Genomic DNA, 19,603 nt, shown 5'->3' with positions numbered 1-19,603 from the left:
CGAGCGCGGCCCAGATCATGACCCGCGAGTGCGTGAAGTGCCGCGGCTCGCCCCGGATCTCCCAGATGCCGTTGTCCGGCCGCTGCCAGTTGGTCTCGACGAAGCCCAGGAGCGCGCGCTGGAGCGGCCAGGAGAACTCCGTCTCGTCCACTCCGGCCACGCGGGCCTCGTGCAGAGCGACCATCACCTCGCCGATCACGTCCGCCTGGTACTGGTCGACGGCGGCGTTCCCGATCCGCACGGGGGAGGCGCCGTCGTAGCCGGGCAGGCTCGGCATCTCCCGCTCGGGCAGGTCGCGCTCGCCGGCGAGGCCGTACATGATCTGCACGTCCTCCGGCGCGCCCGCGACCGCGCGGAGCAGCCAGGCCCGCCACTTCTGCGCCTCCTGCTCGAACCCGTGCGCGAGCAGGGCCTGCAGGGTGAGCGAGGCGTCGCGGAGCCAGACGTAGCGGTAGTCCCAGTTGCGGGCGCCGCCGAACTGCTCCGGGAGCGAGGTGGTCGCCGCCGCGACGATGCCGCCGGTCTCGTCGTCGGTGAGGGCGCGGAGGGTCAGCAGCGAGCGGACGACGGCGTCGCGGTGCGGGCCGTCGTAGTCGATCGCCGACGCCCACTCGGACCACCAGGACAGCGTGCGCTCCAGCGCGCGGTCGACGTCGAGGCGCTTCGGCGCCCGCTGGTGCGAGGGGAACCACGCCATCGAGAGGTCGACGACCGCGTCCGCGTCGACGTCGAACTCCGCCGCGTGGGCGTGGTCGACGGCCTTCAACCGCACTCCGCGCACCACGACCGCGTCGGGCCCGGCGACGGCGACGAGCAGCGGATCCTCGTCCGTCCCCTCCTGCCGCACCCACGGCATGGTGCGGGCGTAGTCGAAGCGGATGCGCAGCTCCTGCCGCATCCGGACGGTCCCCGACACTCCGCGCACCCGGCGCACCAGCTCGGCGCGCTCGTCGCGCAGCGGCATCACGTCGACCACCTCGACGACGCCGGTGGGCGTCGTCCACCGGGTGACCAGCGCGAGCGTGTCGCCGAGGTAGTGGCGCTCGCTCGTCGCCTCCCCGTCCACCGGCCGGAGCGACCAGCGCCCCTGGTCGTCGCCGCCGAGGAGGGCGCCGAAGACGGAGGCGGAGTCGAAGCGCGGCAGGCACAGCCAGTCGATCCCTCCGTCGCGGGAGACGAGAGCGGCCGTGCGGCAGTCGGAGAGGACGGCGTAGTCCTCGATCGGGGAGACCATGCGGCGATCCTCTCAGGTGCGGCTGTGGCCTCCCAGTCAAGGCGGAGCGGGGCTCTTCAGCGCCGCCGTAGGGTGAGCCGCATGGCACAGACCGTCTCGACCCTGCTCATCCTCGGAGCGACGGGGGACCTGTCCTCGCGGCTCCTCCTCCCCGCCGTCGGCCAGCTGCTGGCCCGCGAGACCGACCGGCGGGTCCACCTCGTCGGCGCGGGACGCGAGGACTGGACCCAGGAGCACTGGCACGAGGTGCTGACCGCCTCCTTCGCCACCGTCGAGGCGCAGGGCGAGGGCGTGGACGCGCTCACCTCCGGCACGCGCTACCAGCAGGTCGACGTCACCGATCCGGAGGCGCTCGCCGCACTGCTCGCGAGCTGCGACGGTCCGGTGGCGGTCTACTTCGCCCTCCCGCCGGCGATCGCGGCGAAGGCCTGCGAGGCGCTCGCCGCCCACGACCTGCCGGAGGGCACCGTGCTGGCGCTGGAGAAGCCGTTCGGGACCGACGAGGCGAGCGCGCACGCCCTCAACCAGCGCCTCGCCGCGCTGGTCCCCGAGGACCGCATCCACCGCGTCGACCACTTCCTCGGCCGCGCGACCGTGATGAACGTGCTCGGCCTGCGCTTCGCGAACCGGATCCTCGAGCCGCTGTGGTCGGCCGAGCACATCGAGAGCGTCGAGATCGTCTATGACGAGCAGCTGGCCCTCGAGGGGCGGGCGAGCTACTACGACGGCGCGGGCGCGCTGACCGACATGATCCAGAGCCACCTGCTGCAGGTCCTCGCGGTGATCGCGATGGAGCCGCCGTCCTCGCTCGACGCGGCCGACCTCCGGGACGCGAAGTCGATCGTCCTGCGCGCCACGCGCCTGCACGGCGACGACCCCGCCGCGAGCTCGCGCCGCGCCCGCTACACGGCGGGGACGATCGACGGACGCCAGCTGCCCGCCTACGCGGACGAGAAGGGCGTGGACCCCGCTCGCCGGACCGAGACGCTGGCCGAGCTGGTCGTCGAGATCGACACCTGGCGCTGGGCCGGGGTGCCGTTCACCCTCCGCTCCGGCAAGGCGCTCGGGGAGCGGCGGCGCGAAGTGGTCATCCGCTTCAAGCCGGTGCCGCACCTGCCCCGCGGCTTCGTGGGCACCGAGGCGCCGTCCGTGCTGCGGCTGTTCCTCGCGCCCGACCAGATGTCGCTCGAGCTGAACATCAACGGCCCCGGCGACCCGTACACGCTCGAGCGCGCCTCGCTGGAGGCGACCTTCGGCGCGGGCGAGCTGCTGGCGTACGGCGAGGTCATCTCGGGGATCCTCGACGACGACCCGTCGCTCTCGGTCCGCGGGGACGCCGCCGAGGAGTGCTGGCGCATCGTGCAGCCCGCGATCGACGCGTGGCACGCGGACCGGGTGCCGCTCGACGAGTACCCGGCGGGCAGCGAGGGCCCCGGGAGCTGGCCGACGCTCTGAAGGGCGGCCGGGGGAGGGTCGGCTACGGGGGATCTCGAGACGGCGGCTGCGCCGCCTCCTCGATCAGCGGGAAGCGCGACGTCGCTCGTCGGGTCGGCCGGAGGGCGAGCCCGCCGGCCGACCGCTCGGGTCAGGAGCGGGTCGCGACGGGGGTGTCGACGGCGACGTCGGCGGGGGCCGGCTCCGCCCAGACGGCGATCGGCTTCGGCTCCCAGGTGAGGGCGGCCGGCTCCACCGGGGGAGTGGAGGCGCGCATCACGGGGATCGCCTCGGTGACCGGGGACGACGTCCGCTCGGCGCCGGCGCGGAGCTGCTCCTCCTGGATGGCGGCGGAGAGCTCGTGGGCGAGGGAGCGCGCGAGCATCCCGTGGAAGATCGGGTCGCGGTCGTCGTGGCTGCGGCGCGTGACGACCCAGGCGCCCTCGGATCCGACGAAGGCCGCGAGGCGCTCGTGGACGACGGCGAAGAGCTCGTCCTGCGTGAGGACGGGGGCCGCCTCGACGACCTCGGGGGCCGCCTTGCGACGCCTCAGACGAAACCTCATGACGAACCCCGTTTCCCGTGCCGGCAGCGACTGGGAACAGTGTCGCCGCCACCGGGTCGGGAGACCGGCTGACACGCCGCCCCGTGGGGAGGCGGCGCGTCAGGAGGGCCTAGCGGTCGCGCTTCTTGCCGCGCTCCTCCTTGACGATCTCCTTCGAGTCGTAGGACACGGAGCCCAGGGCGACGGTGACCGAGATGGCCCAGCTGACCCACTGGAGGGCCAGGCGCCAGTCGCGCGGGCCCTTGCGCGTGGTCTGCAGGATCGACCAGCCGCCGACGATCGCGCTGATGACGCTGGAGTTGAGGATGAACTTGCGCATGCGTGTGCCTCCCGTGTTCACCCCGACGCTAGCGGGTGCGAAAGCTCTCAGAGGAACGCTTGACAGCACCGAGGGGTTGTCCCGCTACGGTGGACCGCCGCCGGGACCCGAATCCTCGAGCCGGGGCACACCGAGGAGAACGGGAACGACATGCGCACGGCTGTGATCGGGGCGGTGCTGCTCGTCGTCGGGGCGGTGGCCGTCGTCACGGGGGTCCTCCCGATGGACGCGCTGGGCGAGCTGGTCGAGCGGACGGCGCCGATCCTCGGCTTCGTGGTCGCGGTGACCGTGGTCGCCGAGCTGGCCTCCGAGGCCGGCGTCTTCACCGTGGTCGCCGAGCGCTCCGCCGAGTGGGGCCGCGGGCGGACCGCGGTGCTCTGGCTGCTGGTGGTGGCGATGGCCGTCGTCAGCACGGTGTTCCTCTCGCTCGACACGACCGCCGTGCTCCTGACCCCGGTCGTGGTCCTGCTCGCGGCGCACGTGCGCGTCCCGCCCCTGCCGTTCGCGATGGCCACGGTCTGGCTGGCGAACTGCGCCTCTCTCCTCCTCCCCGTCTCGAACCTCACCAACCTGCTCGCGCAGCGGCGCCTGGGGGTCGAGGGCCCCTTCGCCTTCGCCGCGCTGACCGCGGTGCCCGCGCTCGTCGCGGCCGTCGTGCCCGTGCTGATCCTCGCGATCCGCTACCGGCGCGAGCTGGCCGGGCGCTACACCCCGGGGGAGCGGACGCCGGTGGAGGACCGGGTGCTGCTCGTCGGCGCGGGGACCGTCGTGGCGCTGCTCCTGCCGGCGCTCGTCTCGGGCCTCGAGGTGTGGATCCCGGCGACGGTCGCCGCGGTCGCGCTGATCGTCCTCTTCGCGGTGCGCCGTCCCGCGGCGCTCACGCCCGCCCTCCTGCCGTGGCAGCTCGTCGTGTTCGCGTCGGGCCTCTTCGTGGCGATGGAGGCGGCGCACCAGCTCGGGCTGGGCGCGGCGCTCGCCGTGGTCGCGGGGGAGGGGAGCGGGACGCTCGACCTGCTGCGCCTCGCCGGCTCCGGCGCGGTCGCCTCCAACCTGGTCGACAACCTGCCCGCCTACCTCGCCCTCGAGCCCGTCGCGGCGGATCCGCTCCGCCTGGTCGCCCTGCTGATCGGCGTGAACGCCGGGCCGCTGATCACCCCGTGGGCCTCGCTCGCCACCCTGCTCTGGCACCAGAGGCTGACCGCGCTGGGCGTGCACGTCTCGTGGCGCCAGTACGCGCTCCTCGGACTCGTCGCGGTCGTCCCGACGGTGGGCGGAGCGACGCTCGCCCTCGCCCTCGTGCAGGGCTGATCCCCCGTCCCCCGAGCGGGGCCGGCTGATAGCCTCGACGGGCACGACGACGGCTCGACCGACGAAAAGGGACCACCATTCCTCCGCACTCCGCCTCCGCCTCCTCCGCCGCTGACAGGACCGACGCCGGGACCTCGGGAGGGACCGAGCGCAACGCGTTCGTGGTCGTCTCGAACCGCCTCCCCGTGGACCGCGTCGTGGCCGAGGACGGCACCGCCTCCTGGAAGACCTCGCCCGGCGGGCTGGTCACCGCGCTCGAGCCCGTGATGCGCGCGAACGAGGGCGCCTGGGTCGGCTGGCCCGGCGTGGCCGACGAGGAGGTCGCCCCGTTCGTCGACAACGGCGTGCAGATCGTCCCCGTCGCCCTCAGCGCGCAGGAGCTCGAGGACTACTACGAGGGCTTCTCGAACGACACGCTCTGGCCGCTGTACCACGACGTGATCGCGCCCCCGACCTACCACCGCGACTGGTGGGACGCCTACGTGCGGGTCAACCAGCGCTTCGCCGAGGCGGCCGCGGCCGTGACGGAGGAGGACGGCGTGGTCTGGGTCCAGGACTACCAGCTCCAGCTCGTGCCCAAGATGCTGCGGGAGCTCCGCCCCGACGTCACGATCGGCTTCTTCAACCACATCCCGTTCCCGCCCTACGGGATCTTCGCGCAGCTCCCGTGGCGCCGGCAGATCGTCGAGGGCCTGCTCGGCGCCGACGTGATCGGCTTCCAGCGCCAGGGCGACGCGGGCAGCTTCCTGCGCGCGGTCCGGCGCCTGCTGGGCTACGACACCCGCAGCACGGTCGTCGAGGTCCCGGTCGAGGAGGAGGCCGTCGGCGGCACCCGCCGCGTCAACCGCTCGCGGCGCGGGGCGAGCGTGCGCCCGGTCGTCGCCCGGCACTTCCCGATCTCGATCGACTCCGCGTCGTTCGAGGCGATGGCGCGCACCCCCGAGATCCAGGCCCGCGCCGCCGAGATCCGCGCCGAGCTGGGCAACCCCGCGACGATCATGCTCGGCGTCGACCGGCTCGACTACACCAAGGGGATCGGCCACCGCCTGAAGGCCTTCGGCGAGCTCCTGGCGGACGGCCGCCTCACCTCCGAGGACGCGGTGCTGGTCCAGGTCGCGAGCCCGAGCCGCGAGCGCGTGGACACCTACCGGCAGCTGCGCGACGACATCGAGCTGCAGGTCGGCCGGATCAACGGCGACTACAGCACGCTCGGGCACCCGGCGATCAGCTACCTCCACCACGGCTACCCGCGCGAGGAGATGGTGGCGCTCTACCTCGCCGCCGACGTCATGCTCGTGACGGCGCTGCGCGACGGGATGAACCTCGTCGCGAAGGAGTACGTCGCGTCCCGCTTCGACAACGACGGCGTGCTCGTGCTGAGCGAGTTCGCCGGAGCGGCCGACGAGCTCAAGCAGGCCGTGCAGGTGAACCCGCACGACATCTCGGGGCTGAAGGACGCGATGGAGGCCTCGGCGCGGATGCCGCGCGTCGAGCGCACCCGGCGCATGCGCGCGCTCCGTCGCCGCGTGCTCGAGAACGACGTGGCGCGCTGGTCCGAGTCGTTCCTCTCGGCTCTCGCGGAGCACGCGGCCGGCCAGCAGCTCGACGTGCGGCCCGCCGCCCGCGGGCAGGAGGCGCCGCACGGCCAGGAGGCCGAGCACCGCGACGACTCGGCGCACGGACAGGCGGCCGAGCTCGAGCGGGAGGCCGCCGACGACCGCGAGCTCGACGGCGGCGCGCGATGAGCGAGGGAGTGCCCGAGCGGCTCGCGGCGGCGCTGCGGGAGCTCGCCGCGGCCGACCGGCTCCTGGTGGCCCTCGACTTCGACGGCACACTCGCGCCCGAGGTCGACGACCCCGCCCGCGCGCGGGCGCTCCCCGAGGCGCGCGAGGCCGTGCTGCGGCTCCTCGCCCTCCCCGGCACCCGGGTCGCGCTGGTCTCCGGCCGGGCGCTCGGGAGCCTGGAGGAGGTCTCGCAGCTGCCGGACGAGGCGCTGCTGGTCGGCTCCCACGGCATCGAGATCCGCCTCGACCCCGAGGAGGACGCGGTCCGGCTCGACGACGACGAGCTCGAGAAGGTGGGAGTGCTCGAGGACGTCCTGAAGGGCATCGCCCGCGGGATCGACAACGTCTGGATCGAGGACAAGCCGGCCGGCTTCGCCCTGCACACCCGCCTCGCGACCGAGCGCCACAGCCGCGTCGCCCACGTCGTCGCCCTCTCCGAGGCGCGCGCCGAGGTGCAGGGGGTCACCGTCCGCGAGGGCAAGAACGTCCTGGAGTTCTCGGTCCGCTCGACCACCAAGGGCGAGGCCGTGCAGCACCTCCGCCGCTACACCGGCGCGACCGCCGTGCTCTACGCGGGCGACGACGTGACGGACGAGGACGCCTTCGCGGTCCTCGGCTCCGGCGACGTCGGCATCAAGAGCGGCGAGGGCACCACCGCGGCCTCCTACCGGGTCCGCGGTCCCGAGCAGGTCGCGCACGCACTCCGGCTGCTCGCCGACCTGCGCGCGGAGTAGCAGCCCCCTTCCGGCGGTCAGCGCCAGCGGGTCCCGGATCGCCGACTCGCCGAGGACGGCCGTCCGCCGACGCGGGGAGCGGCCGTTCGCGACGAGTCGGAGATCCGCGAGGACGTCCGCATCCGGTGCCGCTGCCGGAGGCCGGGGCAGGAACGGGTGCGCGGGCCGGTCCGGGTCCGCCCGGCGAGCAGGGGCACCGCGCGCGAGGCGGTAGCCTCATCGCATGCCGGAAATCGATTGGAAGCCCCGCTCGCGCACCGTCACGGACGGCATCGAGGCCACGACGTCGCGCGGGATGCTGCGGGCGGTCGGGATGGGCGATGACGACTGGGAGAAGCCCCAGATCGGCATCGCGTCCTCGTGGAACGAGATCACCCCCTGCAACCTCTCGCTCGAGCGCCTCGCGCGCTCCGCGAAGGAGGGCGTGCACTCCGGCGGCGGCTACCCGCTCCAGTTCGGCACCATCTCCGTCTCGGACGGCATCTCGATGGGCCACGAGGGCATGCACTTCTCGCTCGTCTCCCGCGAGGTCATCGCCGACTCCGTCGAGACCGTGATGATGGCCGAGCGCCTGGACGGCACCGTCATGCTGGCCGGCTGCGACAAGTCGCTGCCCGGCATGCTGATGGCCGCGGCCCGCCTCGACCTCGCCGCCGTGTTCGTCTACGCCGGCTCGATCGCCCCGGGCTGGGTCAAGCTCTCGGACGGCACCGAGAAGGACATCACGATCATCGACTCCTTCGAGGCCGTCGGCGGCGTCAAGGCCGGGATCATGTCCGAGGAGGACGCCAAGCGCATCGAGTGCGCCTTCGCCCCGGGCGAGGGATCCTGCGGCGGCATGTACACCGCCAACACCATGGCCAGCGTGGCCGAGGCGCTCGGCATGAGCCTGCCCGGCTCCGCCTCGCCCGCCGCCGCCGACCGCCGCCGCGACTACTTCGCCCGCAAGTCCGGCGAGGCCGTCGTCGAGCTGCTGCGCAACGGCACCACGGCCCGCGACATCCTCACCAAGAAGGCGTTCGAGAACGCGATCGCGGTGGCGATGGCCTTCGGCGGGTCGACCAACGTCATCCTGCACCTGCTCGCGATCGCCAACGAGGCCGAGGTCGACCTCACGATCGACGACTTCAACCGCATCGGCGACACGATCCCGCACATCGGCGACCTCAAGCCCTTCGGTAAGTACGTCATGAACGACGTCGACCGCCACGGCGGCGTCCCGGCCGTGATGAAGGCGCTCCTGGACGCCGGGCTGCTCCACGGCGACTGCCTGACGGTCACCGGGAGGACGGTCGCCGAGAACCTCGCCGCGATGGACATCGCACCGCTGGACGGCGAGGTCATCCGCACCCTCGACAACCCGATCCACGCGACCGGCGGGCTCACCATCCTCAAGGGCTCGCTCGCCCCCGAGGGCGCGGTCGTCAAGACCGCCGGCTTCGACGCCTCCGTCTTCGAGGGTCCGGCCCGCGTGTTCGAGCGCGAGCGCGCCGCGATGGACGCTCTGACCGAGGGCCGGATCGAGAAGGGCGACGTGGTGGTCATCCGCTACGAGGGCCCCAAGGGCGGCCCCGGCATGCGCGAGATGCTCGCCATCACCGCCGCCATCAAGGGGGCCGGGCTCGGAAAAGATGTACTACTGTTGACGGACGGACGATTCTCAGGCGGCACAACCGGCCTGTGCATCGGCCACATAGCTCCCGAATCGGTGGACGCAGGTCCCATCGCATTCGTTCGCGACGGAGACCCGATTCGGGTCGACATCGCCGCTCGCTCGATCGACCTACTCGTCGACGAGTCCGAGCTCGCCGCCCGCCGAGAAGGCTGGGCCCCTCTCCCTCCGCGCTACACCCGCGGTGTCCTCGCCAAGTACGCCAAGCTCGTCCGCTCGGCAGCCGAGGGCGCCGTCACCGGGTGACCCGGCCCGCTCCGGCCGGCCGCGCACTCGCGTTCCCGGGCACTCGCCTCCGGCTCTGCCCGCCGCCGCACCACCTCCTGAAGGAATCGACACCCGCATGACTCCGGATCCGTCCGCCGTGCAGCCCGCACCGACGCCCCAGCCACCCCGACCCGCCCACGCTCCCGGGGCCGCCCCCGCGGCCGAGGTCCTCACCGGAGCGCAGGCGGTCGTCCGCTCGCTCGAGATGCTCGGGATCGAGGACGTCTTCGGCCTGCCCGGCGGCGCGATCCTCCCGGTCTACGACCCGCTGATGGACTCCTCGAAGATCCGGCACATCCTGGTCCGCCACGAGCAGGGCGCCGGCCACGCCGCCGAGGGCTACGCCTCGGCGACCGGCAGGCTCGGCGTCTGCATCGCGACCTCGGGCCCCGGAGCGACCAACCTGGTCACCGCGATCGCGGACGCCTACATGGACTCGGTCCCGATGCTCGCGATCACCGGCCAGGTGTTCTCGACGCTCATGGGGACCGACGCGTTCCAGGAGGCGGACATCGTCGGCATCACGATGCCGATCACGAAGCACTCCATCCTCGTGACGCGTCCCGAGGACATCCCCTCGGCCCTCGCCTCCGCCGCGCTGATCGCCACCACCGGCCGCCCCGGCCCCGTGCTGGTCGACATCACGAAGGACGCGCAGCAGGACCAGGCGCCGTTCCTCTGGCCGCCGAAGATCGACCTGCCCGGATACAGGCCGGTCACGAAGGCCCACGGCAAGCAGATCCAGGCCGCGGCCCAGCTGCTGGTCGAGTCGAGGAAGCCGGTGCTCTACGTGGGCGGCGGCATCATCCGCGCCCGCGCGGCCGCCGAGCTGAAGGCGTTCGCCGAGGCCTGCGGCGCTCCCGTGGTGACCACGCTGATGGCGCGCGGAGCGTTCCCGGACTCGCACGAGCAGCACCTGGGCATGCCCGGCATGCACGGCACCGTCCCCGCGGTGCTCGCGCTGCAGGAGGCGGACCTGATCCTCGCGCTGGGCTCGCGCTTCGACGACCGCGTGACCGGCAAGGCGGCGCTCTTCGCGCCCCACGCCAAGGTCGTGCACGTCGACATCGATCCGGCCGAGATCTCCAAGATCCGCACCGCCGACGTGCCGATCGTGGGCGACCTGAAGGACGTCCTCCCGGACCTCACCGACGCGTTCGCCAAGGCCTCCGCCGACGGCCGCGCCGACACCTCCGAGTGGTGGAGCTACCTCAAGGGCCTGCAGACGGAGTTCCCGCTCGGCTACACCGAGCCGAACGACGGCCTGCTCTCACCGCAGTACGTCATCAAGCGCATCGGCGAGATCACCGGCCCCGAGGGCGTCTTCGCCTCCGGCGTCGGCCAGCACCAGATGTGGGCGGCGCAGTTCATCAAGTACGAGCGCCCCAACTCGTGGCTGAACTCCGGCGGCGCCGGCACCATGGGCTACTCCGTGCCCGCGGCGATGGGCGCCAAGGTCGGCGAGCCCGAGCGCACCGTGTGGGCGATCGACGGCGACGGCTGCTTCCAGATGACCAATCAGGAGCTCGCCACCTGCACGATCAACGACATCCCGATCAAGGTCGCGGTGATCAACAACTCCTCGCTCGGCATGGTGCGCCAGTGGCAGACCCTGTTCTACGAGGGCCGCTACTCCAACACCGACCTCAACACGGGTCACGACACCGTCCGGGTGCCCGACTTCGTGAAGCTCGCCGACGCCTACGGCGCGCTCGGCATCCGCGTCACGAAGCCGGAGGAGATCGACGACGCCATCCGTCTCGCCATCGCCACCAACGACCGGCCCGTGGTCATCGACTTCGTCGTCAGCCGCGACTCCATGGTCTGGCCGATGGTCCCGCAGGGCGTGTCCAACAGCTACGTCCAGTACGCCCGAGACCACAGCCCGACCTGGGACGACGAGGAGTAGACCCGCATGACGCACCACGTTCTCTCCCTGCTCGTCGAGGACAAGCCGGGACTGCTCACCCGTGTCGCCGGGCTGTTCGCCCGCCGCGGCTTCAACATCGAGTCGCTGGCGGTCGGTCCGACCGAGCTGGCCGGGCTCTCGCGCATCACGGTCGCCGTGGACGTCGAGGACCTGCCGCTCGAGCAGGTCACGAAGCAGCTCAACAAGCTCGTCAACGTGATCAAGATCGTCGAGCTCGACACCGACCAGTCGGTCCAGCGCGAGCACCTGCTCGTCAAGGTCCGCGTCGACAACGTCACGCGCTCGCAGGTGCTCGAGGCCGTCACGCTCTTCCGCGCCCGCGTGGTCGACGTCGCGACGGACGCCCTGGTGATCGAGGTCACCGGCGACACCGGCAAGACCAACGCGTTCCTGCGGGTGATCGAGCCCTACGGCATCAAGGAGATCGCGCAGTCGGGCCTGCTCGCCATCGGGCGCGGCTCCAAGTCGATCACCGAGCGCGTCTTCAAGAACTGACCGCGAACTCTCCACTACAGAAAAGGACTCACCACGTGACCGAGCTCATCTACGACGCCGACGCCGACCTCTCCATCATCCAGTCCAAGAAGGTCGCGATCGTCGGCTACGGCTCGCAGGGCCACGCGCACGCGCAGAACCTCCGCGACTCCGGCGTCCAGGTCGTCATCGCGCTGAAGGAGGGGTCGAAGTCGACCGCCAAGGCCGAGGACGACGGCTTCGAGGTCAAGAGCGTCGCCGACGCCGCGGCCTGGGCCGACCTGATCATGATCCTCGCGCCGGACCAGCACCAGCGCGCGATCTACAGCGAGCAGATCGCCTCCGCGCTGACCGAGGGCAAGACCCTCGCCTTCGCGCACGGCTTCAACATCCGCTTCGGCTACATCGAGGCGCCCGCGGGCGTCGACGTCATCCTCATCGCGCCGAAGGCCCCCGGCCACACCGTGCGCCGCGAGTTCGTCGCCGGCCGCGGCATCCCGGACATCATCGCCGTCGAGAACGACGCGACCGGTACCGCCTGGGAGACCGCGAAGTCCTACGCGAAGGCCATCGGCGGCACCCGCGCCGGCGTCATCAAGACCACCTTCACCGAGGAGACCGAGACCGACCTGTTCGGCGAGCAGGCCGTGCTCTGCGGCGGCACCTCGCAGCTCGTCCAGTACGGCTTCGAGACCCTCGTCGAGGCCGGCTACCAGCCCGAGATCGCCTACTTCGAGGTGCTGCACGAGCTCAAGCTCATCGTCGACCTCATGTGGGAGGGCGGCATCGCCAAGCAGCGCTGGAGCGTCTCCGACACCGCCGAGTACGGCGACTACGTCTCCGGCCCGCGCGTCATCGACCCGCGCGTGAAGGAGAACATGAAGGCCGTCCTCGGCGACATCCAGAGCGGCGCCTTCGCGAAGCGCTTCATCGGCGACCAGGACGCGGGCGGACCCGAGTTCCAGGAGCTGCGCGCCAAGGGCGAGAAGCACCCGATCGAGGAGACCGGCCGCGAGCTGCGCAAGCTCTTCGCCTGGAAGCAGACCGACGAGGACTACACCGACGGCAGCGTCGCGCGCTAGTCGCACCGCGTCGACCGGGGGAGCCCCGGCCCGACGAGGGACCCGTCCACCGGGATCCCCTCGCCGGGCCGGGGCTCCTCCGCGTCCGGGGCGCGACTACCGCTCGAGCTCGCGGACGAGACGGCGGAGACCGCCCTTCGGCGGGACGAGGACGGGGTCCGGCCACCGGGGCGAGAGGTGGTCGCCGAGCGTCACCCGGCGCAGCTTGCGGCCGACGAGGGGGAGGACCCAGTCGGCGGCCCAGCGGCGCTGCTCGCGCAGCCGCGCGCGGAGGCGGAGCGGCTCGGGGGTGTCCCAGGGCCCGGTCGAGATCGTGTGCGGCACGCCGAGCGTGTCGAGCACGCGACCGGCCAGGACGCGGTGGCCGCGCTTGGAGAGATGCATCCGGTCGGGCGACCAGAGCACGGGGGAGTGGAACTCCCGCATCGCCCAGTAGTCGACGAGGATCGCGCCCCGCTCGCGGGCGATCCGGCGGACGGCGCTGTTGTAGAGGTGGTTGCGGCGCAGGAACATCCGCGGGGCGGGCAGTCCCGGGATGTCGACGCCGGTGAAGAGCACGAGGGAGGCGCCGGTGGTCGCGAGCGCGTCGACGAGCGCCTCGTAGCGGGTGATCAGATCGACGGTGTCGGTGCCGAGGTCGAGGATGTCGTTGCCGCCGGCGTACAGCGTGATCAGGGTGGGGCGGAGCGCGAGGGCGGGCGCGAGCTGGTCCTCGGTGATCTGGGCGAGGCGCTTCGAGCGGACGGCGAGATTCGCATACTCCCAGCCCGGCTCGGCCTTCGCCAGGCGGTCGGCGACGCGGTCGGCCCAGCCGCGCACCCCGTTCGGCAGGCGCGGGTGCGGGTCGCCGACCCCCTCCGTGAAGGAGTCGCCGAGGGCGACGAAGCGGCGGCGGCGGTCGTCCATCCGTTCAGCCTCGCCCCCGGGGGAGGACGCGGGGTGTCCGCCGGGTGTCGGGGAGGCGGCGGCGGGCTCCGAGCCTCCTGCGAGGTGCGCGCGGCTAGGGTGTTGCGGTGATCGATGGTGGACCGGGCCGCTCCCCGGAGGACGACGACGCGGCGACCCCGCCGGTGGACCGCGGGCCGGACGCCGGCCCGGAGGACGACGCCGACGACGAGGCCCTGGAGTGGGCGGGCGAGGGCGCGGACCCGACGCTCGCCGCGGGGACGGCGCGTGTGCGCCGGACGCCCCGCACGGTCGCGGGGGCGGGCCCGGCGGACGACGGCTCGGACGACGACTCCGAGGTCGAGGACCCCGACGACGAGGCCGCGTCCTCGTCGGCTCTGCTGATCGCCGCGGGCATCGCGGCCGGCCTCTACCTCCTGTACGCCATCGCCTGGGCGATCACGGCGACGCGGCAGTCGCCGGTCGCCGCGGCCGGCTTCGCGGGCGATGCGCTCGGCGGCGCCCTCTACTCGCTCGGGCTCTGGCTGGCGGTCCTGGCGCCGCCGGTGTGGTTCGCCGTGGTGCTCCTCGCCACCCGCGACTCCCGGGTGCGCACCCGCGTGCTCTGGCTGGTCGCCGGACTCGTCCTCCTCGCTCCGCTGCCGTTCCTCAAGGGGGCCTGATGACCGACTCGACCCGGGCCACCCTCGGCGGGACCGGCCGGCGCGACCGGCCCGGCCGGCGCCTGGCCGCCTCCGTCCTCGCCGCCGTGGTGTTCGCGCTCTTCTTCGCCTGGGACGTCTGGGAGGCGGTCGGCAACCTGATCGGCCTGCGCAGCTACGCGGCCTCCCTCGGCACCGATCTGAATCCGACGGGCTGGGCGGTGCTCCTGCTCGGCCTGGTGCTGCCGGTCGCCTGCTTCGTCGCCGCCGTCCTGCTCGGGCGCCGCCGGGGGCTCCCGGCGCGCGTCGGACTGCTCGCGGCGGCCCTCTGCCTCTCGGCGGCGCTCTCGCTCGACGTGCAGCTCGTCCTCGGCGTCGAGAGCCTGGTCTCGCTGAGCTGACCGGCGGCGTCACACGGCGCGGGGCGCGCCCACCCCTCCGCTACAGTGTCGGGGGGCTGCCGACGCCCCCGCCTCGGTGCCCGCTCCGTCCCCTCTCCGAAGGAAGCGCCTCTCGTGACAAAGCCGGTCGTCCTGATCGCCGAAGAACTCTCGCCCGCCACCGTGGACGCGCTCGGTCCCGACTTCGAGATCCGCTCCGTGGACGGCACCGACCGCCCGGCGCTGCTCGAGGCCCTCGCCACAGCGCACGCGATCCTGGTGCGCTCCGCGACGCAGGTCGACGCGGAGGCGATCGCCGCGGCCCCCTCGCTCCAGGTGATCGCCCGCGCCGGTGTGGGCCTGGACAACGTCGACATCACCGCCGCGACCGCCGCGGGCGTCATGGTCGTGAACGCGCCGACCTCGAACATCATCTCGGCCGCCGAGCTCACCGTCGGCCACATCCTGAGCCTCGCCCGCCACATCCCCGCCGCGCACAGCGCGCTCGCGCAGGGCCTCTGGAAGCGCTCGAAGTACACGGGCGTCGAGCTCTACGAGAAGACCGTCGGCATCATCGGCCTCGGCCGCATCGGCGCGCTGATCACCGCGCGCCTGCAGGCCTTCGGTGTGAACGTCGTCGCCTACGACCCCTACGTGACCAGCGCCCGCGCGCAGCAGCTCGGCGTCACGCTCCTCTCCCTGGAGGAGCTGCTGGCCGAGAGCGACTTCATCACGATCCACATGCCGAGGACCCCCGAGACGACGGGCATGATCTCGGACGATCAGCTGGCGCTGATGAAGCCGTCGGCGTTCATCGTGAACGTGGCCCGCGGCGGCCTCATCGACGAGGACGCGCTGCACCGCGCGCTCGTCGCGAAGACCATCGCCGGCGCCGGACTCGACGTGTTCGTGAAGGAGCCGCCGACCGGATCGCCGTTGCTCGCCCTCGAGAACGTGGTCGTCACTCCGCACCTCGGGGCCTCGACCGACGAGGCGCAGGAGAAGGCCGGCGTCTCGGTCGCCCGCTCGGTGCGCCTCGCGCTCTCGGGCGAGCTCGTGCCGGACGCCGTGAACGTCGCCGGCGGCGTGATCGACGAGTACGTGCGCCCCGGCATCCCGCTGGTCGAGAAGCTCGGCCAGGTCTTCTCGGGCCTCGCGGACTCGCCGGTCACCTCCATCGACGTCGAGGTGCGCGGCGAGCTCGCCGGCTACGACGTGAAGGTCCTCAAGCTGGCGGCTCTCAAGGGCGTGTTCACCAACGTGGTCTCGGAGACGGTGTCCTACGTCAACGCGCCGGTGCTCGCGGAGCAGCGCGGCATCGAGGTGCGCCTGATCACCGAGCCGGTCTCGGACGAGTACCGCAACGTGATCACGCTGCGCGGCGCGCTCTCGGACGGCTCGCAGATCTCGGTCTCGGGCACGCTGACCGGCACCAAGCAGGTCGAGAAGATCGTGGCGATCAACGGCTACGACGTCGAGGTCCCCCTCGCGAAGCACCTCGTCGTCATGAGCTACGTCGACCGCCCCGGGATCGTCGCGGTCTACGGCCATGAGTTCGGCGACGCCGCGGTCAACATCGCGGGCATGCAGATCGCGCGCACCGAGGCGGGCGGCAAGGCGCTCTCGGTGATCACCATCGACTCTCCCGCCCCCGACGGCCTGCTCGAGAAGGTCCGCGTCGCGATCGACGCCGACCTCATGCAGGAGATCGACATCACCGAGCAGTGAGCACGCGGCGGTTCGCTCAGGTCGACGTCTTCGGCGCCGCGCCGTTCCGGGGCAACCCGGTGGCGGTCGTCGTCGACGGCGACGGCGTGGGCGACGCCGCGATGGCGGAGTTCGCGCGCTGGACGAACCTGTCCGAGACGACCTTCCTCCTCCGCCCGAGCGACCCCGCGGCCGACTACCGGCTGCGGATCTTCACGCCGGGCGGGGAGCTGCCCTTCGCCGGGCACCCGACCCTCGGGAGCGCGCACGCCTGGCTCGCGGCCGGAGGGACGGCCCGCGCGGCGGGGGAGCTCGTGCAGGAGTGCGCCGCGGGTCTCGTCCGACTGCGGGTGACGGAGGAGGGCATCGCCTTCGCCGCCCCGCCCCGCCGGCGGACCGGACCGGTCGACGAGGCGACGATCGAGCGGGTGGCTGCGGCTCTGCGGATCCCGCGCGCGGAGATCCTCGACCACGAGTGGGTCGACAACGGTCCCGGCTGGCTGGCCGTGCGGCTCGCATCGGCGGAGCAGGTCCTCGCGCTGCGGCCGGACCAGGCTCTCCTCGCCGGGCTCCCCCTCGGCGTCGTGGGCGAGCATCCGGCGGGAGGCGAGTGCGCGGTCGAGGTGCGGGCGTTCATCCCCGACGCCGGTGTGTCCGAGGATCCGGTGACGGGGAGCCTCAACGCGGGGATCGCCCAGTGGCTGATCGGCAGCGGCGTGCTGCCCGAGCGCTACACGGCCGCTCAGGGGGCGGCGCTGGGCCGAGCCGGGCGCGTGCGCGTCGAGAGCACGGACGGCGCGATCTGGATCGGCGGCGCGACGGTGACCCTGATCGACGGCGTCGTCGAGCTGTAGCGGGTCCGCCGGGGCGGCGCGGTTCAGCTCCCGAGGAGGCGCTGGACGACCGCGAGGACGTCCTCGGCCTCGCCGCGCGACTGCGAGCCCGTGGGGAGCAGGGCGGAGTTGTAGTAGAGCCCGTCGCTCATCAGGACGATCGCCCGGGCGACGAGCGGGTCGCCCACGGCGTCGGCGACCACCTCGTTCCAGCTGTCGTGGATCCGCGCGAGGCCCCCGCTGGCGCGCTCGTCGTGCCCCTGCGCGATGCGCGACACGGCGAGGATCGTGCGGTCGAAGGCCGAGTCGGCGGCGAAGGAGGTGCGCAGCAGGTAGGCGACCACGCCCTCGGGAGCGGCGAGGCTCTGCGCGACGTCCGCCTCCCGCCGCGCGTCGAGGCGCTGCAGGAGCCCGTCGACGAGGGCGTCCTTCGAGGGGAAGTGGTAGAGCAGCCCGCCCTTGGAGACTCCGGCCTCGCGGGCGACGGCGTCGAGGGTCGCGGCGCGCTCGCCCTGCTCGATGAGGAGCTGCTCGAACGCGTCGAGGACGCGGTCGCGGGCGGGGGCAGGAGGCACGGCGACCATCCTACGGCGGATCAGTGGCGACTGTACCGGCTGGACGGTATACTCTCTCCGTTCTCCTCTGAAAGGTCGTCCCCGTGTCCGCGCGCACCGCTCCCGTCTCCACCCACGACACCGCCGGCGCCGCCGACCGGGTCGGGCGACGCGCCTGGGTGGCGCTCGCGGTGCTGATGCTCCCGGTGCTGCTGGTCTCGGTCGACAACACGGTGCTGAACTTCGCGCTCCCCTCGATAGCCGAGGATCTGGGCCCCTCCGGCACCGAGCTGCTGTGGATCGTCGACGCCTACCCGCTGGTGCTCGCGGGCCTGCTGGTGGCGATGGGCAGTCTCGGCGACCGCGTCGGGCGGCGGCGCCTCCTGCTGGTCGGCGCGGTCGGCTTCGCCGCCGTCTCGGTCGTGGCCGCGTTCGCTCCCACCGCCGCGGCGCTCATCGGCGCCCGCGCGGCACTGGGCTTCTTCGGCGCGATGCTGATGCCCTCGACGCTCTCGCTCCTGCGCAGCGTCTTCCCCGACCGCGACCAGCGCCGCCTCGCGATCGCCATCTGGGCGACCGGCTTCGCCGTGGGCTCGGGCATCGGCCCTCTGGTCGGCGGCGTGCTGCTCGAGCACTTCCCCTGGGGGTCGGTGTTCCTGCTCGCGGTGCCCGTGCTGCTCCCGCTGGTCGTCCTGGTGCCGATCCTGGTGCCGGAGTCGCGCGACCCGCAGCCCGGCCCGGTCGACGTGGTCAGCATCCTGCTGTCGCTGGCGACCATGGCGCCGGTCGTCTACGCGGTCAAGTCCTTCGCCGAGCACGGGATCGACGCGGTCGGCGTCGCGGCGCTCGTCGTGGGCGTCGTCTCGGGAGCTCTGTTCGTCCGCCGCCAGCAGCGCCGGGCCTCGCCGATGCTCGATCTCTCGCTCTTCCGCCGCGGCTCGTTCAGTGCGGCGATCGTGGTCAACCTCCTCAGCGTCACCGCGCTGGTCGGCGGGCTCTTCTTCCTCTCGCAGCACCTGCAGCTCGTGGTCGGGCTCTCGCCCCTGGAGGCGGGCCTCGTGCTCGTGCCGGGCCTCGCCGTGATGATCCTGGCCGGGCTCGGCGTGGTGCCGATCGCGCGCCGCGTCGCTCCGCGCCTCGTCGTCCCGGCCGGACTGCTGGTCTCGGCCGTCGGGTACATCCTGCTGGCCCTCGGCAGCGGGGCGCCCGGAGGAGCGTCCGCGCTCACCGTCGCCGTCGCCTTCGCGTTCCTCGGCCTGGGCATCGGTGCGGCCGAGACGGTGTCGAACGAGCTGATCCTGGCCAACGCGCCCGCCGACAAGGCCGGTGCGGCCTCCGCCGTCTCCGAGACCGCCTACGAGCTCGGTGCCGTCCTCGGCACCGCGACGCTCGGCACGGTCCTCACCGCCGTGTACCGCGGGGGAGTCGTGCTGCCCGAGGGCCTCGACGCCGCGCAGGCGCAGCGGGCCGGGGAGACCCTCGGCGGCGCCGTCTCGGTCGCCGGCGAGCTGCCCGCCGACTCCGCCGCGAGCCTCGTCGCGTCGGCGAGCGCGGCGTTCGATTCGGGCGTCGGCTGGTCGGCCTGGCTCGGTGTCGTCCTCGTGCTGGCCGCCGCCGCGGTCGGCGCCTGGCGACTCCGCCGGAGCTGACGCTCCTCCTCTCCTCCCGAGGGAGGCCGCCCGGGACGCGCAGCGCCTCCCGGGCGGCCCTCGCCAGCCCGACGGGGGGCGCGTGCCCCGGACCGCGGCGCGGGCGGGCCGCGAGTACGCTGGGGGGACT

Annotated in this window: 18 protein-coding genes; 13 read left to right on the top strand and 5 right to left on the bottom strand. The window is 72.9% G+C overall.

Annotated features, from left to right (window positions below):
• Nucleotides 1-1,234, bottom strand: a 1,234-nt coding sequence (locus C5C74_RS12135; protein WP_104351613.1) for a glycoside hydrolase family 15 protein, incomplete at its 3' end; no start/stop codon positions are given.
• A gap of 81 nt (nucleotides 1,235-1,315) precedes the next feature.
• Here C5C74_RS12135 and C5C74_RS12130 point away from each other — a divergent pair.
• The gene (locus C5C74_RS12130; protein ID WP_181134699.1) at nucleotides 1,316-2,689 is read left to right on the top strand and encodes a glucose-6-phosphate dehydrogenase; all 1,374 of its coding nucleotides are present in this window, start codon (nucleotides 1,316-1,318) and stop codon (nucleotides 2,687-2,689) included.
• 130 nt (nucleotides 2,690-2,819) lie between these two features.
• Here the strand turns inward: C5C74_RS12130 and C5C74_RS12125 are convergent, their stop codons facing one another.
• On the bottom strand, nucleotides 2,820-3,233 hold the full coding sequence (locus C5C74_RS12125; protein WP_104233213.1) for a hypothetical protein: 414 nt from the start codon (nucleotides 3,231-3,233) through the stop codon (nucleotides 2,820-2,822).
• Nucleotides 3,234-3,342: 109 nt separating this feature from the next.
• The gene (locus C5C74_RS12120; RefSeq protein WP_104223546.1) at nucleotides 3,343-3,552 is read right to left on the bottom strand and encodes a hypothetical protein; all 210 of its coding nucleotides are present in this window, start codon (nucleotides 3,550-3,552) and stop codon (nucleotides 3,343-3,345) included.
• Between the two features lie 150 nt (nucleotides 3,553-3,702).
• On the opposite strand from C5C74_RS12120, the gene C5C74_RS12115 reads away from it, so the two are divergent.
• From C5C74_RS12115 to ilvC, 7 genes are all read left to right on the top strand, one after another.
• Nucleotides 3,703-4,860 (top strand): SLC13 family permease, encoded by a 1,158-nt coding sequence (locus C5C74_RS12115; protein ID WP_104223545.1) that lies wholly within the window; start codon nucleotides 3,703-3,705, stop codon nucleotides 4,858-4,860.
• A 161-nt stretch (nucleotides 4,861-5,021) separates the two neighbouring features.
• Nucleotides 5,022-6,605: a trehalose-6-phosphate synthase gene (locus C5C74_RS12110; RefSeq protein ID WP_104226244.1), complete on the top strand. Its 1,584-nt coding sequence runs from the start codon at nucleotides 5,022-5,024 to the stop codon at nucleotides 6,603-6,605.
• A complete protein-coding gene (gene otsB, locus C5C74_RS12105) occupies nucleotides 6,602-7,378 on the top strand; it encodes a trehalose-phosphatase (RefSeq protein ID WP_104226245.1) in 777 nt (258 codons plus the stop codon). The genes C5C74_RS12110 and otsB overlap by 4 nt, the downstream gene beginning before the upstream one ends.
• A gap of 223 nt (nucleotides 7,379-7,601) precedes the next feature.
• Entirely contained in the window at nucleotides 7,602-9,296 is a 1,695-nt protein-coding gene (ilvD, locus tag C5C74_RS12100) for a dihydroxy-acid dehydratase (RefSeq protein ID WP_104250142.1), read from the top strand.
• A gap of 97 nt (nucleotides 9,297-9,393) precedes the next feature.
• Nucleotides 9,394-11,226, top strand: a complete 1,833-nt coding sequence (locus C5C74_RS12095) for an acetolactate synthase large subunit (protein WP_104226247.1) — start codon at nucleotides 9,394-9,396, stop codon at nucleotides 11,224-11,226.
• Between the two features lie 6 nt (nucleotides 11,227-11,232).
• Nucleotides 11,233-11,742 carry an acetolactate synthase small subunit gene (gene ilvN / locus C5C74_RS12090; RefSeq protein ID WP_104223540.1) on the top strand — a complete coding sequence of 170 codons (510 nt, stop codon included), beginning with the start codon at nucleotides 11,233-11,235 and terminating at the stop codon, nucleotides 11,740-11,742.
• A 35-nt stretch (nucleotides 11,743-11,777) separates the two neighbouring features.
• Nucleotides 11,778-12,803: a ketol-acid reductoisomerase gene (gene ilvC / locus C5C74_RS12085; RefSeq protein WP_104223539.1), complete on the top strand. Its 1,026-nt coding sequence runs from the start codon at nucleotides 11,778-11,780 to the stop codon at nucleotides 12,801-12,803.
• 96 nt (nucleotides 12,804-12,899) lie between these two features.
• On the opposite strand, the gene C5C74_RS12080 is transcribed toward ilvC, so the two are convergent.
• Nucleotides 12,900-13,709 (bottom strand): SGNH/GDSL hydrolase family protein, encoded by an 810-nt coding sequence (locus tag C5C74_RS12080; RefSeq protein ID WP_104351611.1) that lies wholly within the window; start codon nucleotides 13,707-13,709, stop codon nucleotides 12,900-12,902.
• Nucleotides 13,710-13,816: 107 nt separating this feature from the next.
• On the opposite strand from C5C74_RS12080, the gene C5C74_RS12075 reads away from it, so the two are divergent.
• From C5C74_RS12075 to C5C74_RS12060, 4 genes are all read left to right on the top strand, one after another.
• Nucleotides 13,817-14,371, top strand: coding sequence for a DNA polymerase III subunit gamma/tau (locus tag C5C74_RS12075; RefSeq protein WP_104351610.1), 555 nt, complete (start codon nucleotides 13,817-13,819; stop codon nucleotides 14,369-14,371).
• Nucleotides 14,371-14,751 carry a hypothetical protein gene (locus C5C74_RS12070; protein ID WP_104272734.1) on the top strand — a complete coding sequence of 127 codons (381 nt, stop codon included), beginning with the start codon at nucleotides 14,371-14,373 and terminating at the stop codon, nucleotides 14,749-14,751. The genes C5C74_RS12075 and C5C74_RS12070 overlap by 1 nt, the downstream gene beginning before the upstream one ends.
• 114 nt (nucleotides 14,752-14,865) lie before the next feature.
• Entirely contained in the window at nucleotides 14,866-16,458 is a 1,593-nt protein-coding gene (gene serA / locus C5C74_RS12065; protein ID WP_104351609.1) for a phosphoglycerate dehydrogenase, read from the top strand.
• A complete protein-coding gene (locus C5C74_RS12060; protein WP_104351608.1) occupies nucleotides 16,455-17,291 on the top strand; it encodes a PhzF family phenazine biosynthesis protein in 837 nt (278 codons plus the stop codon). Before serA ends, C5C74_RS12060 begins: the two co-directional genes overlap by 4 nt.
• Before the next feature lie 23 nt (nucleotides 17,292-17,314).
• Here C5C74_RS12060 and C5C74_RS12055 read toward each other — a convergent pair whose 3' ends face one another.
• Nucleotides 17,315-17,854 carry a TetR/AcrR family transcriptional regulator gene (locus C5C74_RS12055; RefSeq protein WP_208543367.1) on the bottom strand — a complete coding sequence of 180 codons (540 nt, stop codon included), beginning with the start codon at nucleotides 17,852-17,854 and terminating at the stop codon, nucleotides 17,315-17,317.
• 74 nt (nucleotides 17,855-17,928) lie between these two features.
• Between C5C74_RS12055 and C5C74_RS12050 the strand changes: the two genes are divergently transcribed.
• The gene (locus tag C5C74_RS12050) at nucleotides 17,929-19,473 is read left to right on the top strand and encodes an MFS transporter (RefSeq protein WP_258064161.1); all 1,545 of its coding nucleotides are present in this window, start codon (nucleotides 17,929-17,931) and stop codon (nucleotides 19,471-19,473) included.
• The last annotated feature ends 130 nt before the right edge of the window (nucleotides 19,474-19,603 follow it).

Source organism: Rathayibacter sp. AY1E8, assembly GCF_002931415.1.
Classification (GTDB): Bacteria; Actinomycetota; Actinomycetes; order Actinomycetales; family Microbacteriaceae; genus Rathayibacter.
Note: the sequence above shows the minus strand (reverse complement) of the source record. Positions and strands in the feature narration are given on the sequence as shown.

What these genes read in the sequence shown, in the direction of transcription:
- C5C74_RS12130 (WP_181134699.1), top strand. Translation starts at nt 1,316, where the DNA reads ATGGCACAGACCGTCTCGACCCTGCTCATCCTCGGAGCGACGGGGGAC.
- C5C74_RS12125 (WP_104233213.1), bottom strand. Translation starts at nt 3,233, where the DNA reads ATGAGGTTTCGTCTGAGGCGTCGCAAGGCGGCCCCCGAGGTCGTCGAG.
- C5C74_RS12120 (WP_104223546.1), bottom strand. Translation starts at nt 3,552, where the DNA reads ATGCGCAAGTTCATCCTCAACTCCAGCGTCATCAGCGCGATCGTCGGC.
- C5C74_RS12115 (WP_104223545.1), top strand. Translation starts at nt 3,703, where the DNA reads ATGCGCACGGCTGTGATCGGGGCGGTGCTGCTCGTCGTCGGGGCGGTG.
- otsB (WP_104226245.1), top strand. Translation starts at nt 6,602, where the DNA reads ATGAGCGAGGGAGTGCCCGAGCGGCTCGCGGCGGCGCTGCGGGAGCTC.
- ilvD (WP_104250142.1), top strand. Translation starts at nt 7,602, where the DNA reads ATGCCGGAAATCGATTGGAAGCCCCGCTCGCGCACCGTCACGGACGGC.
- C5C74_RS12095 (WP_104226247.1), top strand. Translation starts at nt 9,394, where the DNA reads ATGACTCCGGATCCGTCCGCCGTGCAGCCCGCACCGACGCCCCAGCCA.
- ilvN (WP_104223540.1), top strand. Translation starts at nt 11,233, where the DNA reads ATGACGCACCACGTTCTCTCCCTGCTCGTCGAGGACAAGCCGGGACTG.
- C5C74_RS12080 (WP_104351611.1), bottom strand. Translation starts at nt 13,709, where the DNA reads ATGGACGACCGCCGCCGCCGCTTCGTCGCCCTCGGCGACTCCTTCACG.
- C5C74_RS12070 (WP_104272734.1), top strand. Translation starts at nt 14,371, where the DNA reads ATGACCGACTCGACCCGGGCCACCCTCGGCGGGACCGGCCGGCGCGAC.
- C5C74_RS12055 (WP_208543367.1), bottom strand. Translation starts at nt 17,854, where the DNA reads ATGGTCGCCGTGCCTCCTGCCCCCGCCCGCGACCGCGTCCTCGACGCG.